Below are 15,948 nucleotides of genomic sequence, written 5' to 3'. Positions count from 1 at the left end.
GAAGTTCCGTTCTCGTGAGGAGGTTGGTCGGCCGGTCGATCAGGCCGGCACGGCCTGGGCGGAGGGCTGGGGCGGTGGGGGAGGTGGTTCGGCCCGTTCGGCCGGGGGTTGCAGCAGTTCGTCGGCGTGCGACTGGATGTCGTTCTCCAGCCGCCGCATCAGCCGGGTCAGGGTGGTGATGTCGTCGTCCGGCCAGTGCTCGAGCAGTCGTTCGATCCGGGCCTGGATCAGTTCGCGGCGCTGGGCGAGCCGGGCCCGGCCGGCGTCGGTCAGCGCGAGCCGGAAGGAGCGGGCGTCGGCGGGGTCGAGCCGGCGCTCAATCTGTCCGTCCCGTTCCAGCGGGACCAGCGCGCGGGACACCACGGACGGCGCGATCTGCAGTTCCGTCGCCAGGTCGCCCGGCCGCCGGTCGCCGTCGGCGAGCAGCTTGACGATGCCGAACGGGGTGCCGCTGAAGCCGAGCTCCTCGGTCTGCCGGTGATTCAGCGCCCGCGCGGTGCGGATCAGCTGGCCGAGCGTCTCGAGCAACTCGACGGTCGGGGTCCGTTCCAGGCCGGCCGGATTCCGCGGCCCGAGGTCGGGCGGCGGAGTCTGCGGGTCGGGCACGTCCGCCATTGGGCGTGAAGGAGAACTGGACACGATGGGGCTCCCGAAGTGGTTGTTTACTTAGCGAATGAAACTATATCGCCGATGTTTTCATAGGGCAACTATTACTCTCCGGTGAGGGCCGTGCGTGACGCAGAACACTGGTACGCCACTGATACGCTGCTACGGATCTCGCCAACCTTTAAGACCTGTCCCGTGAGGCAGGAAAGGACGGTCATGCCCGAATTGCCTTCGCGCGCGCCCGCAGACCCCACGTCCGGAGCCGACGCTCCGGCATCAGCCCTCCTCGTGCTCGAGGACGGCACCACCTTCCGAGGCCAGTCCTTCGGAGCGGTGGGGGAGACCTTCGGCGAGGCGGTGTTCTCGACCGGGATGTCCGGTTACCAGGAGACACTGACCGACCCGAGCTATCACCGCCAGGTCGTGATCGCGACCGCGCCGCACATCGGCAACACCGGCTGGAACGACGAGGACGACGAGTCCGGCAAGATCTGGGTCGCCGGGTACGTGGTCCGCGACCCCGCCCGGGTCCCGTCCAACTGGCGCGCCCGGCGCAGCCTGACTGACGAACTCCGGGCCCAGGGCATCGTCGGCGTCAGCGGGATCGACACCCGCGCGCTGACCCGGCACCTGCGCGAGCGCGGCGCCATGCGGGTCGGCATCTCCAGCACCGGCACCTCGCCGGACGAGCTCCTGGAACGGGTCAAGGCGACGCCGTCGATGCACGGCGCGCACCTGGCCGACGAGGTGACCGCGACCGAGCCGTACCTGGTCCGGGCGCAGGGTGAGGCCAAGTTCCGGGTCGCCGCCGTCGACCTCGGCATCAAGGCGATGACCCCGCAGCGGATGGCCGAACGCGGCATCGACGTGCACGTCGTCCCCTCCACGATCACGTACGACGAACTGCTGGCGCTGCAGCCGGACGGCGTCTTCTTCTCCAACGGCCCCGGCGACCCCTCGGCGGCGACCGGGCCGATCGCCCTGCTGCGCCGGGCGCTGGCCGACAAGCTGCCGTACTTCGGGATCTGCTTCGGCCACCAGGTGTTCGGCCGGGCGCTGGGCTACGGCACCTACAAGCTCGGGTACGGGCACCGCGGGATCAACCAGCCGGTGATGGACCTGACTACCCGGCGGGTCGAGATCACCGCGCACAACCACGGGTTTGCCGTGGAGGCGGACCCGGACGAGGCCCGCGAGACTCCGTACGGAAAGGCTTCGGTGAGCCACCTCTGCCTGAACGACCAGGTGGTCGAGGGCGTCCAGCTGAACGACGCGAACGGCGACCTGATCGCCTTCTCGGTGCAGTACCACCCGGAGGCGGCGGCCGGCCCGCACGATGCGGACTATCTGTTCGACCGCTTCATCGAGGTGATGGAACGACACGCCGATCGTCGGTCCACGGGAGGTGATCACTGATGCCGCGGCGGAACGACATCTCGTCGGTCCTGGTGATCGGCTCCGGTCCGATCGTGATCGGCCAGGCGTGTGAGTTCGACTACTCCGGCACCCAGGCCTGTCGGGTGCTCCGGGCCGAGGGCTTCCGGGTGATCTTGGTCAACTCGAACCCGGCGACGATCATGACCGACCCGGAGTTCGCCGACGCCACCTACGTCGAGCCGATCACGCCCGAGTACGTGGAGCAGGTGATCGCCAAGGAACGGCCGGACGCACTGCTGGCCACCCTGGGCGGCCAGACCGCGCTCAACACGGCGATCGCGCTGCACGAGCGCGGCGTGCTCAAGCAGTACGGCGTCGAGCTGATCGGCGCCTCGGTTGAGGCGATCCAGCGCGGCGAGAACCGGGAGCAGTTCAAGGCGATCGTCGAGGGCCTGACCGGGATCGCCGGCGGGCCCGGCGAGGTGGCGCGGAGTGTCGTCTGCCACTCGATGGACGACGTGCTCGGCGCGGCCGACCAGCTCGGCTATCCGCTGGTGGTGCGGCCCAGCTTCACGATGGGCGGCGTCGGTTCCGGCTTCGCCCACGACGAACGTGATCTTCGCCGGATCGCCGGCGCCGGCCTTTCCGCCAGCCCGACCACCGAGGTGCTGATCGAGGAATCGATCCTTGGCTGGAAGGAGTACGAGCTGGAGGTGATGCGGGACGCCTCCGACAACGTGGTGATCGTCTGCTCGATCGAGAACCTGGACCCGATGGGCGTGCACACCGGCGACTCGATCACCGTCGCGCCGGCAATGACCCTGACCGACCGGGAGTACCAGCGGATGCGGGACGTCGCGATCGGCATCATCCGCGACGTCGGCGTCGACACCGGTGGCTGCAACATCCAGTTCGCGATCAACCCCGCCGACGGCCGGATGATCGTGATCGAGATGAACCCGCGGGTGTCCCGGTCCAGCGCGCTGGCCTCCAAGGCGACCGGCTTCCCGATTGCCAAGATCGCCGCGAAGCTGGCCATCGGCTACACGCTGGACGAGATCCCGAACGACATCACCAGGGAGACGCCGGCCTCGTTCGAGCCGACGCTCGACTACGTGGTGGTGAAGATCCCGCGGTTCGCGTTCGAGAAGTTCCCGTCCGCGGACTCGACGCTGACCACGCACATGAAGAGCGTCGGCGAGGCGATGGCGATCGGCCGGAACTTCACCGAGGCGCTCGGCAAGGCGCTGCGCAGCCTGGAGGACTCCCGGGCCCCGTTCGACTTCGCCAACCCGGTCACCGAGCCCGTCGCCGACCTGCTGGATCGCGCGGCCCGGCCGCACGACGGCCGACTCGGCCTGGTGGTCAAGGCGCTCCGGGCCGGCGCGACGCTGGAGCAGGTGCACGAGTCGACCAAGATCGATCCCTGGTTCATCGACCAGTTGATCTTGCTCACCGAGCTCGCCGAGACGATCAAGAACGCACCGGAGCTGACGCCCGAACTGATCTTGCTGGCCAAGCGGCACGGCTTCTCCGACGCCCAGCTCGCGTCGCTGCGCCGGCTCAGCGAGGACGTCGTCCGCGGCGTCCGGTGGGCGCTCGGGGTCCGGCCGGTCTACAAGACCGTCGACACCTGCGCCGCCGAGTTCGCCGCCCGGACGCCGTACCACTACAGCTCCTACGACACCGAGACCGAGGTCGCGCCGCGGACCAAGCCGGCGGTGTTGATCTTGGGCAGCGGGCCGAACCGGATCGGGCAGGGGATCGAGTTCGACTACTCCTGCGTGCACGCGTCGATGGCGCTGTCCGAGGCCGGCTACGAGACGATCATGGTCAACTGCAACCCGGAGACCGTGTCGACCGACTACGACACCTCGGACCGGCTCTACTTCGAGCCGCTGACCTGCGAGGACGTCCTGGAGGTCGTGCACGCCGAGTCGCTGGCCGGGCCGATCGCCGGCGTGATCGTCCAGCTCGGCGGGCAGACCCCGCTCCGGCTGGCCCAGGCGCTCAAGGACGCCGGCGTGCCGATCGTGGGCACCAGCCCGGAGGCGATCCACCTGGCGGAGGAGCGTGGCGCGTTCGGCGAGGTGCTCGCCGAGGCCGACCTGCCGGCGCCGAAGCACGGACTGGCCCGCTCCTTCACCGAGGCGAAGCGGGTGGCCGACGAGATCGGCTACCCGGTCCTGGTCCGGCCCTCGTACGTGCTCGGCGGGCGGGGCATGGAGATCGTCTACGACGAGGCCTCGCTCGGCTCCTACATCGCCCGGGCGACCGAGGTGTCGCCTCAACATCCGGTGCTGGTCGACCGGTTCCTGGACGACGCGGTGGAGATCGACGTCGACGCCCTGTACGACGGCTCGGAGCTCTACCTCGGCGGCGTGATGGAGCACATCGAGGAGGCCGGGGTGCACTCCGGTGACTCGGCCTGCGCTCTGCCGCCGATCACCCTCGGCGCGGCGATCATGGACCGGATCCGGGTCTCCACCGAGGCGATCGCCCGCGGCGTCGGCGTCCGTGGCCTGATCAACATCCAGTACGCCCTCGCCGGCGACACCCTCTACGTCCTGGAGGCGAACCCGCGGGCGTCCCGGACCGTCCCGTTCGTGTCCAAGGCGACCGGCACCCAGCTGGCCAAGGCCGCGGCCCGGATCATGCTCGGCGCGACTGTCGCCGACCTGCGGGCGGAGGGCCTGCTCCGGCGCGACGGCGACGGCAGCGTGGACCGGCCGGGCGGGGCGATCGCGGTCAAGGAGGCGGTGATGCCGTTCAACCGCTTCCGTACCGTCGAAGGGATCTCGGTCGACACCATCCTCGGCCCGGAGATGAAGTCCACCGGCGAGGTGATGGGGCTCGACCACGAGTTCGGCACCGCGTTCGCGAAGAGCCAGGTGGCCGCGTTCGGGCCGCTGCCGACCAAGGGCACCGTCTTCGTGTCGGTCGCGAACCGGGACAAGCGGCACGTGATCTTCCCGGTGAAGCGGCTGGCCGACCTCGGCTTCCACATCCTGGCCACAGCCGGCACGGCGTCCATGCTGAGCCGGCACGGCGTCGCCGTCACCTCGGTCCGCAAGCACACCCAGGGGCCCGGGCCGAACGGCGAGAAGACGATCGTCCAGGCGATCCTGGACGGCGAGGTCGACCTGATCTTCAACACGCCGCACGGGATGAGCGAGGACGGCCGCCCGCGCTACGACGGTTACGAGATCAGAACCGCGGCGGTGCTGCGCAACATCCCGTGCGTGACCACGGTGCAGGGACTGGCGGCGGCCGTGCAGGGGATCGAGTCGGTCCGCACCGGCATCCTCTCGGTGCGCTCGCTGCAGTCCTGGTCGGCCGAGCTGGAACGGTGATCGCCCTGTACCGGCGGCTGGTGCGGCCGGTGCTGTTCTCGATGGCGGGCGGCGACGCCGAGGCCGTCCACGAGCGCACCCTGGCCATGATCGAACACGTCGGGGCGTCGCCGTTGCTGCGCCGCCTGGTCCGGCTGGCCCTGGTCCGGCGCGGCGAGCCGGTCCGGGTCGCCGGGATCGACTTCCCGGGCCGGGTCGGCCTGGCCGCGGGGATGGACAAGGACGGCCGGGCCGTGCTGGCCTGGTCCTCGCTCGGCTTCTCGCATGCCGAACTCGGCACCGTGACCGCTCAGGCCCAGCCCGGCAACGACCGGCCGCGACTGTTCCGGCTGCCGGCCAGCGGCGCGATCATCAATCGGATGGGCTTCAACAACGCCGGTGCCGAGACGCTGGCCCGGCGGCTGTCGGCGGCCGGGGTCTGGCGGGGCAACGGCGCGGCTGGGATGCCGATCGGGATCTCGCTCGGCAAGACCAAGATCACGCCGCTGGAGCAGGCGACCGAGGACTACCTCAGCTCGTACCGGCTGCTCGCGCCGCACGCCGATTACGTCGCGATCAACGTCTCCAGCCCGAACACGCCCGGTCTGCGCACCCTGCAGGAGGCGGGCGCGCTGCGGGACCTGCTCAGCGCGATCCGGTCGGCCGGCCAGTTCCGGCCGGTGCCGGTGTTCGTGAAGGTCGCGCCCGACCTCACCGAGGACGCGCTGGAGGAGCTGCTCGGTGTCTGCACCGAGTGCGGCGTCAGCGGCCTGATCGCGACCAACACCACCCTGGCCCGGGACGGGATCCGCTATGCCGATCTCGAACTGGCCGCCGAGGCGGGCGGGCTGTCCGGCGCGCCGCTGACCCGGCGGGCGCGCAGCGTCGTCACCTTCCTCGCCGAACGCACGACGCTGCCGGTGATCGGCGTCGGCGGCATCATGAGCGCCGACGACGCGCAGGCGATGTTCGATGCCGGGGCTGCGCTGGTGCAGCTCTACACCGGCTTCATCTATGCCGGCCCGGGGCTGATCCGGGCGATCGATCGGGGGCGTGGACAGGTCGCGGCGGGGCGCGCCCGGCGCACCCTCGCGGCCGGTCCCAGAAGAGAGGAAGCGTCATGACGGCACCGTACGGGGAACGACTGACAGCCGCGGTCGGCGAACGGGGCGCCCTGTGCGTCGGCGTCGATCCGCACCCCGGCCTGCTGGACCGCTGGGACCTGCCCCGGGACGCCGCCGGGCTGGAGCGGTTCGCCCGCGGGGTGGTGGCGGCGCTCGCCGAGACGGTGGCGGTGTTCAAGCCGCAGTCGGCCTTCTTCGAGGCGTACGGCTCCGCCGGGATCGCCGTCCTGGAACTGGTCCTGGCCGACATCGCCCAGGCCGGCGCGATCTCGCTGCTGGACGTGAAGCGCGGCGACATCGGCTCGACCATGGACGCCTACGCCGCCGCCTACCTGGCCGACGGCTCGACCCTCGCCGCGGACGCGATCACCGTCAGCCCGTACCTCGGCGTGGAGACCTTCGCGGCGACCGCCGACCTGGCGGAGAAGCACGGCCGCGGCGTCTACGTCCTGGCGCTGACCAGCAACCCGGAGGCCCCGGCCCAGCAGCAGGCGCGGACCGCCGCCGGCCTCAGCGTCGCCGAGACCGTGCTCGACTGGGCCGCCGCGCGCAACACCGGTGCCGTCCCGCTGGGCTCGGTCGGCCTGGTGGTCGGCGCGACGATCGAGCCGCCGGACCTCGACTTCACCCGGCTGAACGGGTCGATCCTGGCGCCCGGCGTCGGCGCCCAGGGCGGCGAGCCGGAACACCTGCCCGCGATCTTCGGTGCCGCGACCCCGCTGGTGCTGCCGTCGGCCAGCCGCGAGGTCCTGGCCGCCGGCCCCGACCCGGACGCCCTGCGCAGGGTCGCGAAGTCCCTCGCGGACCGCTCCAACGCCGCCCGCACCACCCCCTGAAACGGCTCGCCGACCCGCCACTTCCGCACCCGTTCCGGCGGCGTGTCGCTGCGCTGGTGACGGTTGCTCACGCCGGTTCGCCACCGCCCGGTTCCCGCCCGGTCAGGAGCGATGGCACAAGGGTGTTACAGGTCTGGTGGGTCGGGTGAACTCGGCGGGCACCTTGCTATAGGTTTCCCCGTGACCCACCGCAGTGCCCGCCGCACCGATCTTGATCACGCCGCAGCGATGTTGATCATGCCGGGACGGGCCCGTTGCGACGGCGCTGCCGTATCGACGAACGAACCTGGAGACGAGGGGGATTGTGACCATTCCGCCGCTGAGTGACGCCCAGCGCGAGCAGGCCAGGCACGCCGCCACCGAAGCACGGCGCCGCCGGGCCGAGGTGAAACGCGCCCTGCGGGCCGGCGAGCAGACCCTGGCTGAGGTGTTGAGCCTGGCCGAGAGCGATGACGTGATCGCGCAAATCAAAGTAGTCGACATCGTGAAATGCGTGCCGCGGGTGGGCGACGTCCGCGCCGCGCAAGTCATGGATCGACTGGAGATCGCGCCGAACCGCCGGTTACGGGGGCTCGGCCGACATCAGGCGACCGGATTGCTGGCCGAGTTCGAGGCTCGGACCAGCCGTTCCAGCCGCAACGGATCGTGACCGGGTCTGCTGCGGGACCCGGGCACGACGACCGGCGGCCGCGTCTCACCGTGTTGTCCGGGCCGACCGCGGTCGGCAAGGGCACGGTGGTGGGCCGGCTGCGCGAGACCCGGCCGGAGGTGTTCGTGTCGGTGTCGGCGACGACCCGCCCGGCCCGGCCGGGCGAGGTCGACGGCGTGCACTACCTGTTCGTCGACGACGCCGAGTTCGACCGGCTGATCGCCGACGGCGAGCTGTTGGAGTGGGCCGTCGTACACAACTCCTACCGGTACGGGACGCCGCGAGAGCCGGTCCGGGCCGCGCTCGCGGCGGGCCGGCCGGCGATCCTGGAGATCGACCTGCAGGGCGCGCGCCAGGTGAGGCAGGCCTGCGACCCGGTCCAGGGGGCCGGCGGCATCGAGCCCGCCGACGTCCAGTACGTGTTCCTGATGCCGCCGTCCTGGGACGAGATGGTGCGCCGGCTGGTCGGCCGCGGCACCGAGTCCGCCGAGGAACGGGAGCGCCGGCTGACCACGGCCCGGGCCGAGATGCTGGCCGCGGACGAGTTCGACCACATCGTCGTCAACACCGAAATCGACCAGGCCGTGGCGGAGTTGGTAGTGTTGTTGGGTCTGCCCGCGCAAGCGGGCCGGTAGTCCCCACTCGAAGACCTTCCGAAGGACCACCTTGTCCAACACCGCCACGCCCGAAGGCATCACCAACCCGCCGATCGACGAGCTCCTCGAGCACACCGATTCGAAGTACAAGCTGGTGCTCTACGCCGCCAAGCGGGCCCGCCAGATCAACGCCTACTACTCGCAGCTCGGCGAGGGCCTGCTGGACAACGTCGGCCCGCTGGTGGAGACCTCGGTCCAGGAGAAGCCGCTGTCGATCGCCATGCGCGAGATCAACGCCGGCGTCCTGACCTGCACCGACATCGACGGCGAGGGCGACGCAGCGGTCGAGGTGGCCGACGAGCCGTTCGGCGACGGCCCCGCCTCCGCCTGATCCCACGACACCCGAGGACGCCGAGATGAGCCGGATCGTTCTGGGTGTGGCCGGCGGCATCGCCGCCTACAAGGCCTGCGAACTGCTGCGCCGGCTGATCGCCGACCGGCACGAGGTGACGGTCGTGCCCACCGAGTCGGCGCTCCGGTTCGTGGGCGAGGCCACCTGGGCCGCCCTGTCCGGGCGGCCGGTCAGCACCGAGGTCTGGCAGGACGCGCACCGGGTGCCGCACGTCGCGCTCGGTCAGCAGGCCGACCTGGTGCTGATCGCTCCGGCCACCGCGGACCTGCTGGCCCGGGCCGCGACCGGCCGGGCCGACGACCTGCTCACCAACATCCTGCTCACCGCCCGCTGCCCGGTCGTGTTCGCGCCCGCGATGCACACCGAGATGTGGCTGCACCCGGCGACCCAGCACAACGTGGCGACGCTGCGCGAGCGCGGCGCGGTCGTCGTCGACCCGGACAGCGGCCGGCTCACCGGCGCCGACTCCGGGCCCGGCCGGCTGCCCGATCCCGAGGAACTCGCCTCGATCGCGTTCGGCATCCTGGCCGACCCCGACCTCGCCGTACGGGCCGCCCGCCGCGACCTGGCCGGCCTGCGGGTCGCGGTCAGCGCCGGCGGCACCCGGGAACACCTCGATCCGGTCCGCTTCCTCGGCAATGCCTCGTCCGGCCGGATGGGCTGGTCGCTGGCCCGGGCCGCGGTGCTCCGCGGAGCCGAGGTCCGGCTGGTGGCCGCCAACGTCGAGCTGCCGCCGCCGCCCGGCATCGAACTCGACCGGATCGGTTCCACCGGCGACCTGGCCCAGGCGATGACCCGGGCCGCGAAGGACGCCGACATCGTCGTGATGGCCGCCGCGCCCGCCGACTTCCGGCCCGCCGAGGAGAGCCAGACCAAGATCAAGAAGTCCGGCGACGACGGCCTCCGGGTCGACCTGCGGCAGACCACCGACGTGCTGGCCGGCCTGGTCAGGGACCGGACCGACCCCGATCAGGTGATCATCGGGTTCGCCGCCGAGACGCCGACCGCGACCGCGAGCCTGGCCGAACTCGGCGCCGCGAAGCTGGCCCGCAAGGGGTGCGACGCGTTGGTGATCAACGACGTCAGCGGCGGGAAGGTGTTCGGCAGTTCGACGAGCGAGATCTCGGTGTTCACCTCGGACCAGTACGGTGGCGGCCGGCACGGACCTTGGTCCGGGACCAAAGACACGTTGGCGCACCGAGTTCTGGACATCGCCGTGGAGTTGCGCGCACGACGATAGGGTGCGGGGCGAACCCACGACACGAGACACACGCTAGGGGAGATGACATGGCTGGACGGCTCTTCACATCGGAGTCGGTGACCGAAGGGCATCCGGACAAGATCGCCGACCAGATCAGCGACTCGGTCCTTGACGCGATGCTCGCCGAGGACCCGCACAGCCGGGTCGCGGTGGAAACCCTGGTGACCACCGGGCTGGTCGTGGTGGCCGGCGAGGTCACCACGAACGCGTACGTCGAGATCCCGAAGATCGTCCGCGAGCGGGTGATCAACATCGGCTACGACTCGTCGACCAAGGGCTTCGACGGAGGCTCCTGCGGCGTCTCGGTCGCGATCGGGCAGCAGTCCCCGGACATCGCCCAGGGCGTCGACACCGCGTTCGAGAAGCGGACCGGCAGCTCGGTCGACGAACTCGATCTGCAGGGCGCCGGCGACCAGGGCCTGATGTTCGGGTACGCCTGCGACGAGACCCCGAGCCTGATGCCGCTGCCGATCGACCTGGCCCACCGGCTGGCCGAGCGCCTGTCCGCCGTCCGCAAGGAGGGCACGATGCCGTACCTGCGGCCGGACGGGAAGACCCAGGTCACCATCGAGTACGACGGCGACCGCCCGGCCCGGCTGGAGACCGTGGTGGTGTCCAGCCAGCACGCGGCCGACATCGACCTGGACCGGTTGCTCACCCCGGACGTCCGCAAGCACGTCGTCGAGTCGGTGCTGGACGACTACGCGATCGACGCGTCCGATTTCCGGCTGCTGGTCAACCCAACCGGCCGGTTCGAGATCGGCGGCCCGATGGGCGACGCTGGCCTGACCGGCCGCAAGATCATCGTCGACACCTACGGCGGCATGGCCCGGCACGGTGGCGGCGCGTTCTCCGGCAAGGACCCGTCGAAGGTCGACCGGTCCGCCGCGTACGCGATGCGCTGGGTGGCCAAGAACGTCGTGGCCGCCGGCCTGGCGAAGCGGTGCGAGGTGCAGATCGCGTTCGCGATCGGCAAGGCGCAGCCGGTCGGCTTCTACGTCGAGACCTTCGGCACCGAGGCGGTCCCGGTGGAGCAGATCCAGCAGGCCGTGCTGGCCACCTTCGACCTCCGCCCGGCCGCGATCATCCGCGACCTGGAGCTGAAGAACCCGATCTACGCCCAGGTCGCCGCGTACGGCCACTTCGGTCGTGACCTGCCCGGCGTCACCTGGGAGCGGACCGACCGCGCCGAGGCGCTGGCCAAGGCTGTCAAGGGCTGACCCGACCAACACCGCAGGCCCCGGACCCGTCGCGGGTTCGGGGCTTGCGCGTTTCCGGGGTTCCGCCTGCCCTCCCGGTCTGACTGGCCGGCCGGAACCGGTGCCACCGAGGTGCCAGCCCGGCGGCGACCGTGCGTCGATGTCGGTCGCGGCCGGGCTCGTGAGGATGGCAGGCATGCCCCGTCACCCGTTGCTGATCTTGTTCGCCCTGTTCGCCCTCACCCTGGGCGGGCCGGTCCGCGCCGCCGCGGCCGAACCGCCCGTCGGCGAACTCGACTGGCAGGACTGCGCGTCCGGTGCCGGACTGAGGTGCGCCGAACTGGAGGTGCCGGTCGACTGGGCCGAGCCGCGGGGCGCCCGGACCAGGATCGGCCTGGCCCAACTGCCGGCGCAGGATCCGGACCGCCGGCTCGGCAGCCTGGTCGTCAATCTCGGCGGGCCCGGATCGTCGATCGAACACCTGCCGACCACCAAGGAGCAACTGCGCGACCTGACCGCCTGGTACGACGTGATCGTCGTCGACCCGCGGGGGATCGGGGCGAGCAGCCCGGTGGCCTGCCCGCCGGCGCCGGCGTTCGCCAGGGTCCTGTATGCGGTCGACCGGCGGAGCTGGCAGGACTTCGCGGCGGAGAACCGTCGCTGGGCGGAGGACTGTCTGGAGGCCGCCGGCCCGCTGGCCGGCCACCTGGACGCCGGTCAGGTGGCCCGCGACCTGGACGCCGTCCGGGCCGCGCTCGGGGTGCCCACCCTGAACTACTACGGCAACTCCTACGGCACCGTGTACGGCCAGCGCTATGCCGACCTCTTCCCGGAGCGGGTCGGCCGGATGTTCCTGGACAGCGTGGCCGACCACACCGACCCGAGCGTGCTGCGCCGCGCGGCGCCGATGGCGGCCATCCACCACGACCGGTTCCAGCGGTTCCGGGCCTGGTGCCGGGCGAGCGCCGACTGCGCCCTGTCCGGCCGGGACCCGGGGCCGGTCTTCGACGCGCTGATGGAGCGGGCCGAGCAGGAGCCGCTGCCCGCCCCGAGCGCCGGTCCGGGCCGGACCGTCACCGCCGACGCGCTGCGGCTGAAGGCCCTGGGCTCGATCGACGGGGAGGCCGAGTGGCCCGAGTTCGCGGCCGCGCTGGCCGAGGCGGAGGCGGGTGACGCGGGCAGTCTCTGGCTGCCGCCGCCGACCCAATCCGCCGGTGCCGTGGAGAACCTCGCGTTCTGCTCCGACTTCCCGTTCCGGGACGGGTGGCCGACGCTGACCCGGCGGATCGAGCGTCCGCTGCGGGCCATCGCTCCGCACACCGGCTGGCTCTCGGCCCGCACCTGGTACGGGCGCTGCGCCGGCCAGCCCGGCCAGGGCAGCAACCCGCCGCACCCGATCACCGCGCCCGGGGTCGCCCCGATCCTGCTGCACAACGGCGCCGAGGACGACACCACGCCGCCGGCCGGCGGCCGCAACGTCGCCCGGCAGCTGCCCGGCGCGGTCTGGTTCACCGGGGCGGCGGGGCACGCCGCCTACCTGTCGGGCGACCGCTGCGTCCGCGACCTCGCGCACGCCTACCTGACCACGGGCCGGCTGCCCGCGGCGGGCCACCGCTGTCCCGCCGACGGTTGAGCCACGACCACCCGGCGGGTCCCGGGTCCTGTCGGCGCCGCCTGCCTATCATCTGGTGTGCCCGAAGCCGACCAGCCAGCGCTCGACCTGGCCGTGACCGCGAGCCCGGGCACCCGTGCCAAGAAGCGGAAGCGGGAGGAGGCGAAGCCTGCTCAGGCGGCGGAGCAGCCGGTCGCGCGGGTCGCGGTCGACGTCTCGCTGAGCCACCTGGACCGGCCGTTCGACTACCGGGTGCTGCCGGCGCAGCACGAGCAGGCGGTGCCCGGCGCGCGGGTCCGGGTCCGGTTCGCCGGGAAGCTGCGGGACGGCTTCATCCTGGAGCGGCTGGACGCGTCCGAGCACGACGGCACCCTGGCACCGCTGCACAAGGTGATCTCGGCAGAGCCGGTGCTGACCCCGGAGGTGTCCCGGCTGATCCGCCGGGTCGCGGACCACTACGCGGGGTGCTTCGCCGATGTGCTGCGGCTCGCCGTACCGCCGCGGCATGCGGCCACCGAGGCCGAGCCGCGCCGCTCGCCCGACCCGGAACCGGTCCAGCCACCCGACGGGGACTCGATCTGGTCGGCCTTCCCGGACGGGCCCGGCCTGCTCGCCGCGCTCGGTGACGGACGCAACCCGCGCGCCGTGTGGCGGCCGACGCCGAGCACGGATCCGAGCGGCGACTGGGCCACCGGGTTCGCGGTGGCGGCCCGGGCGGCGGTGGCCGGCGGCCGCGGTGCGATCCTGATCGCACCGGACCGGCGGGACCTGGACCGGCTGGCCGCCGCCTGCACCGAGCAGCTCGGCGAGCGGGCGTTCGTCCAGCTGAGCGCGGAGCTCGGTCCGTCGGCCCGGTACCGCTCCTTCCTGGCCGTGCTGCGCGGCGACGTCCCGGTGGTGATCGGCACCCGCGCCGCCGCCTTCGCCCCGGTCCGGAACCTCGGCCTGGTCGCGGTCTGGGACGACGGCGACGACCTGCTGTCCGAGCAGCGCGCCCCGTACCCGCACACCCGGGACGTGCTGGCGCTCCGGGCCGTGACGGAGCCGTGCGCCGTCCTGGTCGGGTCGTACGGGCGCAGCGTCGAGGTGCAGTCCTGGCTGGAGTCCGGCTGGGCGCACGAGGTGGCGTTGGAGCGGACGGCGCTGCGCCGGCTGGCCCCGCGGGTCAAGGTCACCGCCGACAGCGACTCCCGGCTGGAGCGGGACCCGCTGGCCCGGGCGCTGCGGCTGCCGCGGGAGGCGTTCGAGGTGATCCGGACCGGGCTCACCCAGGGCCCGGTGCTGGTCCAGGTGCCGCGGGCCGGCTACCTGCTGGCCCTGATCTGCCAGACCTGCCGGGAGCCGGTCCGGTGCCAGTTCTGCGGCGGGCCGACCCGGCAGGGACCGGGCGAGCAGCCGGCGTCCTGCACCTGGTGCGGCCGGCTGCAGGCCGACTGGGCCTGCCCGATCTGCGGCGGCCGCCGGCTCCGGGCCCCGGTCGTGGGCGCTGAACGTACCGCGGAGGAGTTGGGCCGGGCGTTCAGCCAGACCCCGGTCCGCCGGTCCGCCGGCGGCTCCGTCCTGACCGAGGTCGGGCCGGACTCGGCGATCGTCGTGACCACGCCGGGCGCCGAGCCGATCGCCACCGACGGGTACGCGGCGGCGCTGCTGCTGGACACCTCGATCCTGCTGCTGCGGCCCGACCTGCGCGCCGTCGAGGAGGCGCTGCGGCGCTGGTTCAACGCGACCGCACTGGTCCGGCCCGGCGGCGACGGCGGCACCGTGCTCGCGGTCGGGGAGAGCTCCGGCCGGGCGCTGCAGGCCCTGGTCCGGCTGGACGCGGCCGGATTCGCGGCCCGCGAGCTGGCCGAACGCGGCGAGGCGCACTTCCCGCCCGCGGTGAAGTTGATCACCGCCGAGGGACGGCGGGAGGCGCTGGACGAGTTCGTCGCGCTGGCCCAGCTGCCGGACGGTACGGAGCTGCTCGGCCCGGTCGAGCTACCCGAGCAGTCCCGGCTGGCCGACGCCGACGAGCAGGTCTGGCGACTCACCCTGCGCGGCCCGCGGGCCTTCGGCGACCGGCTGGCCCGCGCGGCCAAGGAGGTCGCCGCGATCCGGAGCGCCCGCAAGAGCGAGGGCGGGCTGCGCCTCCGGGTCGACCCTCAGGTCATCGACTGAGGGAGCAGGTCCGCGAAGTCCGCCGGCGTCGAGGCCATCAGCCCGGCCGCGCCGCGGCTCAGCGCGACGTCCCCCTGTTCCCGGCCGGCGACGATGTGCCCAATCACCGGCCGGCCGAGGTCCGTGATGGCCCGCCAGGCCAGTTCCGGCGCGTCCCACTCCAGCCCGAGCAGGTCGAACCGGTCGGCGGTCCCGATCCGCTGGTCCAGGGTCGCCGAGTAGTGGATGCCCCAGGACGGAAGGCCGCGCTCGGCGGCGCGGCGGCGGGACGCCTCGGCCGGCGCGAACACCTTCCAGACGACCCGTTCGGCCAGGCCCGGGACCTCGTCGAGGAAGTCGAGCAGCCGGCGTTCCCGGTCGACCGCCTGCGGGTCGGCATCGTCCCGCCCGCCCGAGGTCTCCTTGTGGTCGAGGAACAGGACCTGGTCCGGACACGACTCGATCAGGTCGGTCAGCAGCAGCAGCGGCGTCGCGTCCTGGCCCGGATCCGACGTGTGGTCGGGCCGGGTCCGTAGCTGCTGCAGCTCGACCCACGGCGTTGTCGGGATGTCGAGGTCGACCCCGGTGACGCGGACCGTCGACCGGTCGTGCGAACACACCCACTCGCCGGTGGCCGCCGTGTACACGCTGACCTCCAGCGCCCGCACTCCGAGGCCGATCGAGCCGCGGACGCCCCGCTCGGAGAACTCGGGCCAGTGCCCGCCGCCGCACCGGTGCGCCACCACGAACGGCCTCGACGCGAGAAACTCTTCGATCACTCGGACCCCATCCCCTGGCGCTGGTCAAC

General features: G+C 72.3%; 13 protein-coding genes. 11 read left to right on the top strand and 2 right to left on the bottom strand.

Annotated features, from left to right (window positions below):
* Window positions 1-39: 39 nt before the first annotated feature.
* On the bottom strand, window positions 40-606 hold the full coding sequence (locus ACFQU4_RS26585; RefSeq protein ID WP_377497832.1) for a MarR family winged helix-turn-helix transcriptional regulator: 567 nt from the start codon (window positions 604-606) through the stop codon (window positions 40-42).
* A 216-nt stretch (window positions 607-822) separates the two neighbouring features.
* Between ACFQU4_RS26585 and carA the strand changes: the two genes are divergently transcribed.
* The 11 genes from carA to ACFQU4_RS26530 all read left to right on the top strand — a co-directional run bounded on the left by carA (window position 823) and on the right by ACFQU4_RS26530 (window position 15,161).
* Window positions 823-2,022, top strand: coding sequence for a glutamine-hydrolyzing carbamoyl-phosphate synthase small subunit (gene carA / locus ACFQU4_RS26580; protein WP_377497830.1), 1,200 nt, complete (start codon window positions 823-825; stop codon window positions 2,020-2,022).
* Window positions 2,022-5,336 carry a carbamoyl-phosphate synthase large subunit gene (gene carB / locus ACFQU4_RS26575; RefSeq protein ID WP_377497827.1) on the top strand — a complete coding sequence of 1,105 codons (3,315 nt, stop codon included), beginning with the start codon at window positions 2,022-2,024 and terminating at the stop codon, window positions 5,334-5,336. The genes carA and carB overlap by 1 nt, the downstream gene beginning before the upstream one ends.
* Entirely contained in the window at window positions 5,333-6,439 is a 1,107-nt protein-coding gene (locus ACFQU4_RS26570) for a quinone-dependent dihydroorotate dehydrogenase (protein WP_377497825.1), read from the top strand. Before carB ends, ACFQU4_RS26570 begins: the two co-directional genes overlap by 4 nt.
* Window positions 6,436-7,275, top strand: coding sequence for an orotidine-5'-phosphate decarboxylase (pyrF, locus tag ACFQU4_RS26565; protein ID WP_377497823.1), 840 nt, complete (start codon window positions 6,436-6,438; stop codon window positions 7,273-7,275). Before ACFQU4_RS26570 ends, pyrF begins: the two co-directional genes overlap by 4 nt.
* Before the next feature lie 304 nt (window positions 7,276-7,579).
* Window positions 7,580-7,924 (top strand): integration host factor, actinobacterial type, encoded by a 345-nt coding sequence (gene mihF, locus ACFQU4_RS26560; RefSeq protein WP_312878793.1) that lies wholly within the window; start codon window positions 7,580-7,582, stop codon window positions 7,922-7,924.
* Entirely contained in the window at window positions 7,921-8,559 is a 639-nt protein-coding gene (gene gmk / locus ACFQU4_RS26555; RefSeq protein WP_377497820.1) for a guanylate kinase, read from the top strand. The genes mihF and gmk overlap by 4 nt, the downstream gene beginning before the upstream one ends.
* A 31-nt stretch (window positions 8,560-8,590) precedes the next feature.
* Window positions 8,591-8,911 carry a DNA-directed RNA polymerase subunit omega gene (rpoZ, locus tag ACFQU4_RS26550; protein ID WP_377497818.1) on the top strand — a complete coding sequence of 107 codons (321 nt, stop codon included), beginning with the start codon at window positions 8,591-8,593 and terminating at the stop codon, window positions 8,909-8,911.
* 25 nt (window positions 8,912-8,936) lie between these two features.
* The gene (gene coaBC, locus ACFQU4_RS26545) at window positions 8,937-10,172 is read left to right on the top strand and encodes a bifunctional phosphopantothenoylcysteine decarboxylase/phosphopantothenate--cysteine ligase CoaBC (RefSeq protein WP_377497816.1); all 1,236 of its coding nucleotides are present in this window, start codon (window positions 8,937-8,939) and stop codon (window positions 10,170-10,172) included.
* Between the two features lie 47 nt (window positions 10,173-10,219).
* Window positions 10,220-11,413 carry a methionine adenosyltransferase gene (metK, locus tag ACFQU4_RS26540; protein ID WP_377497814.1) on the top strand — a complete coding sequence of 398 codons (1,194 nt, stop codon included), beginning with the start codon at window positions 10,220-10,222 and terminating at the stop codon, window positions 11,411-11,413.
* Window positions 11,414-11,588: 175 nt separating this feature from the next.
* Complete coding sequence (locus ACFQU4_RS26535; RefSeq protein WP_377497812.1) at window positions 11,589-13,025, top strand: alpha/beta hydrolase; 1,437 nt, start codon at window positions 11,589-11,591, stop codon at window positions 13,023-13,025.
* A gap of 57 nt (window positions 13,026-13,082) precedes the next feature.
* A complete protein-coding gene (locus ACFQU4_RS26530; protein WP_377497810.1) occupies window positions 13,083-15,161 on the top strand; it encodes a primosomal protein N' in 2,079 nt (692 codons plus the stop codon).
* On the opposite strand, the gene ACFQU4_RS26525 is transcribed toward ACFQU4_RS26530, so the two are convergent.
* Complete coding sequence (locus ACFQU4_RS26525) at window positions 15,146-15,919, bottom strand: glycerophosphodiester phosphodiesterase (protein WP_377497808.1); 774 nt, start codon at window positions 15,917-15,919, stop codon at window positions 15,146-15,148. The two genes, ACFQU4_RS26530 and ACFQU4_RS26525, sit on opposite strands and share 16 nt — an antisense overlap.
* Between the last annotated feature and the right edge of the window lie 29 nt (window positions 15,920-15,948).

The sequence above is a fragment of the Microlunatus sp. GCM10028923 genome, assembly GCF_042666975.1.
GTDB lineage: Bacteria > Actinomycetota > Actinomycetes > Propionibacteriales > Propionibacteriaceae > Microlunatus.
The sequence above is the reverse complement of the archived record's forward strand: the minus strand, read 5'-3'. Positions and strand labels throughout refer to the sequence as shown.

Excerpts from the sequence above, each read along its gene's own strand:
- carA (WP_377497830.1), top strand. The coding sequence starts at position 823 with ATGCCCGAATTGCCTTCGCGCGCGCCCGCAGACCCCACGTCCGGAGCC.
- carB (WP_377497827.1), top strand. The coding sequence starts at position 2,022 with ATGCCGCGGCGGAACGACATCTCGTCGGTCCTGGTGATCGGCTCCGGT.
- pyrF (WP_377497823.1), top strand. The coding sequence starts at position 6,436 with ATGACGGCACCGTACGGGGAACGACTGACAGCCGCGGTCGGCGAACGG.
- coaBC (WP_377497816.1), top strand. The coding sequence starts at position 8,937 with ATGAGCCGGATCGTTCTGGGTGTGGCCGGCGGCATCGCCGCCTACAAG.
- metK (WP_377497814.1), top strand. The coding sequence starts at position 10,220 with ATGGCTGGACGGCTCTTCACATCGGAGTCGGTGACCGAAGGGCATCCG.
- ACFQU4_RS26535 (WP_377497812.1), top strand. The coding sequence starts at position 11,589 with ATGCCCCGTCACCCGTTGCTGATCTTGTTCGCCCTGTTCGCCCTCACC.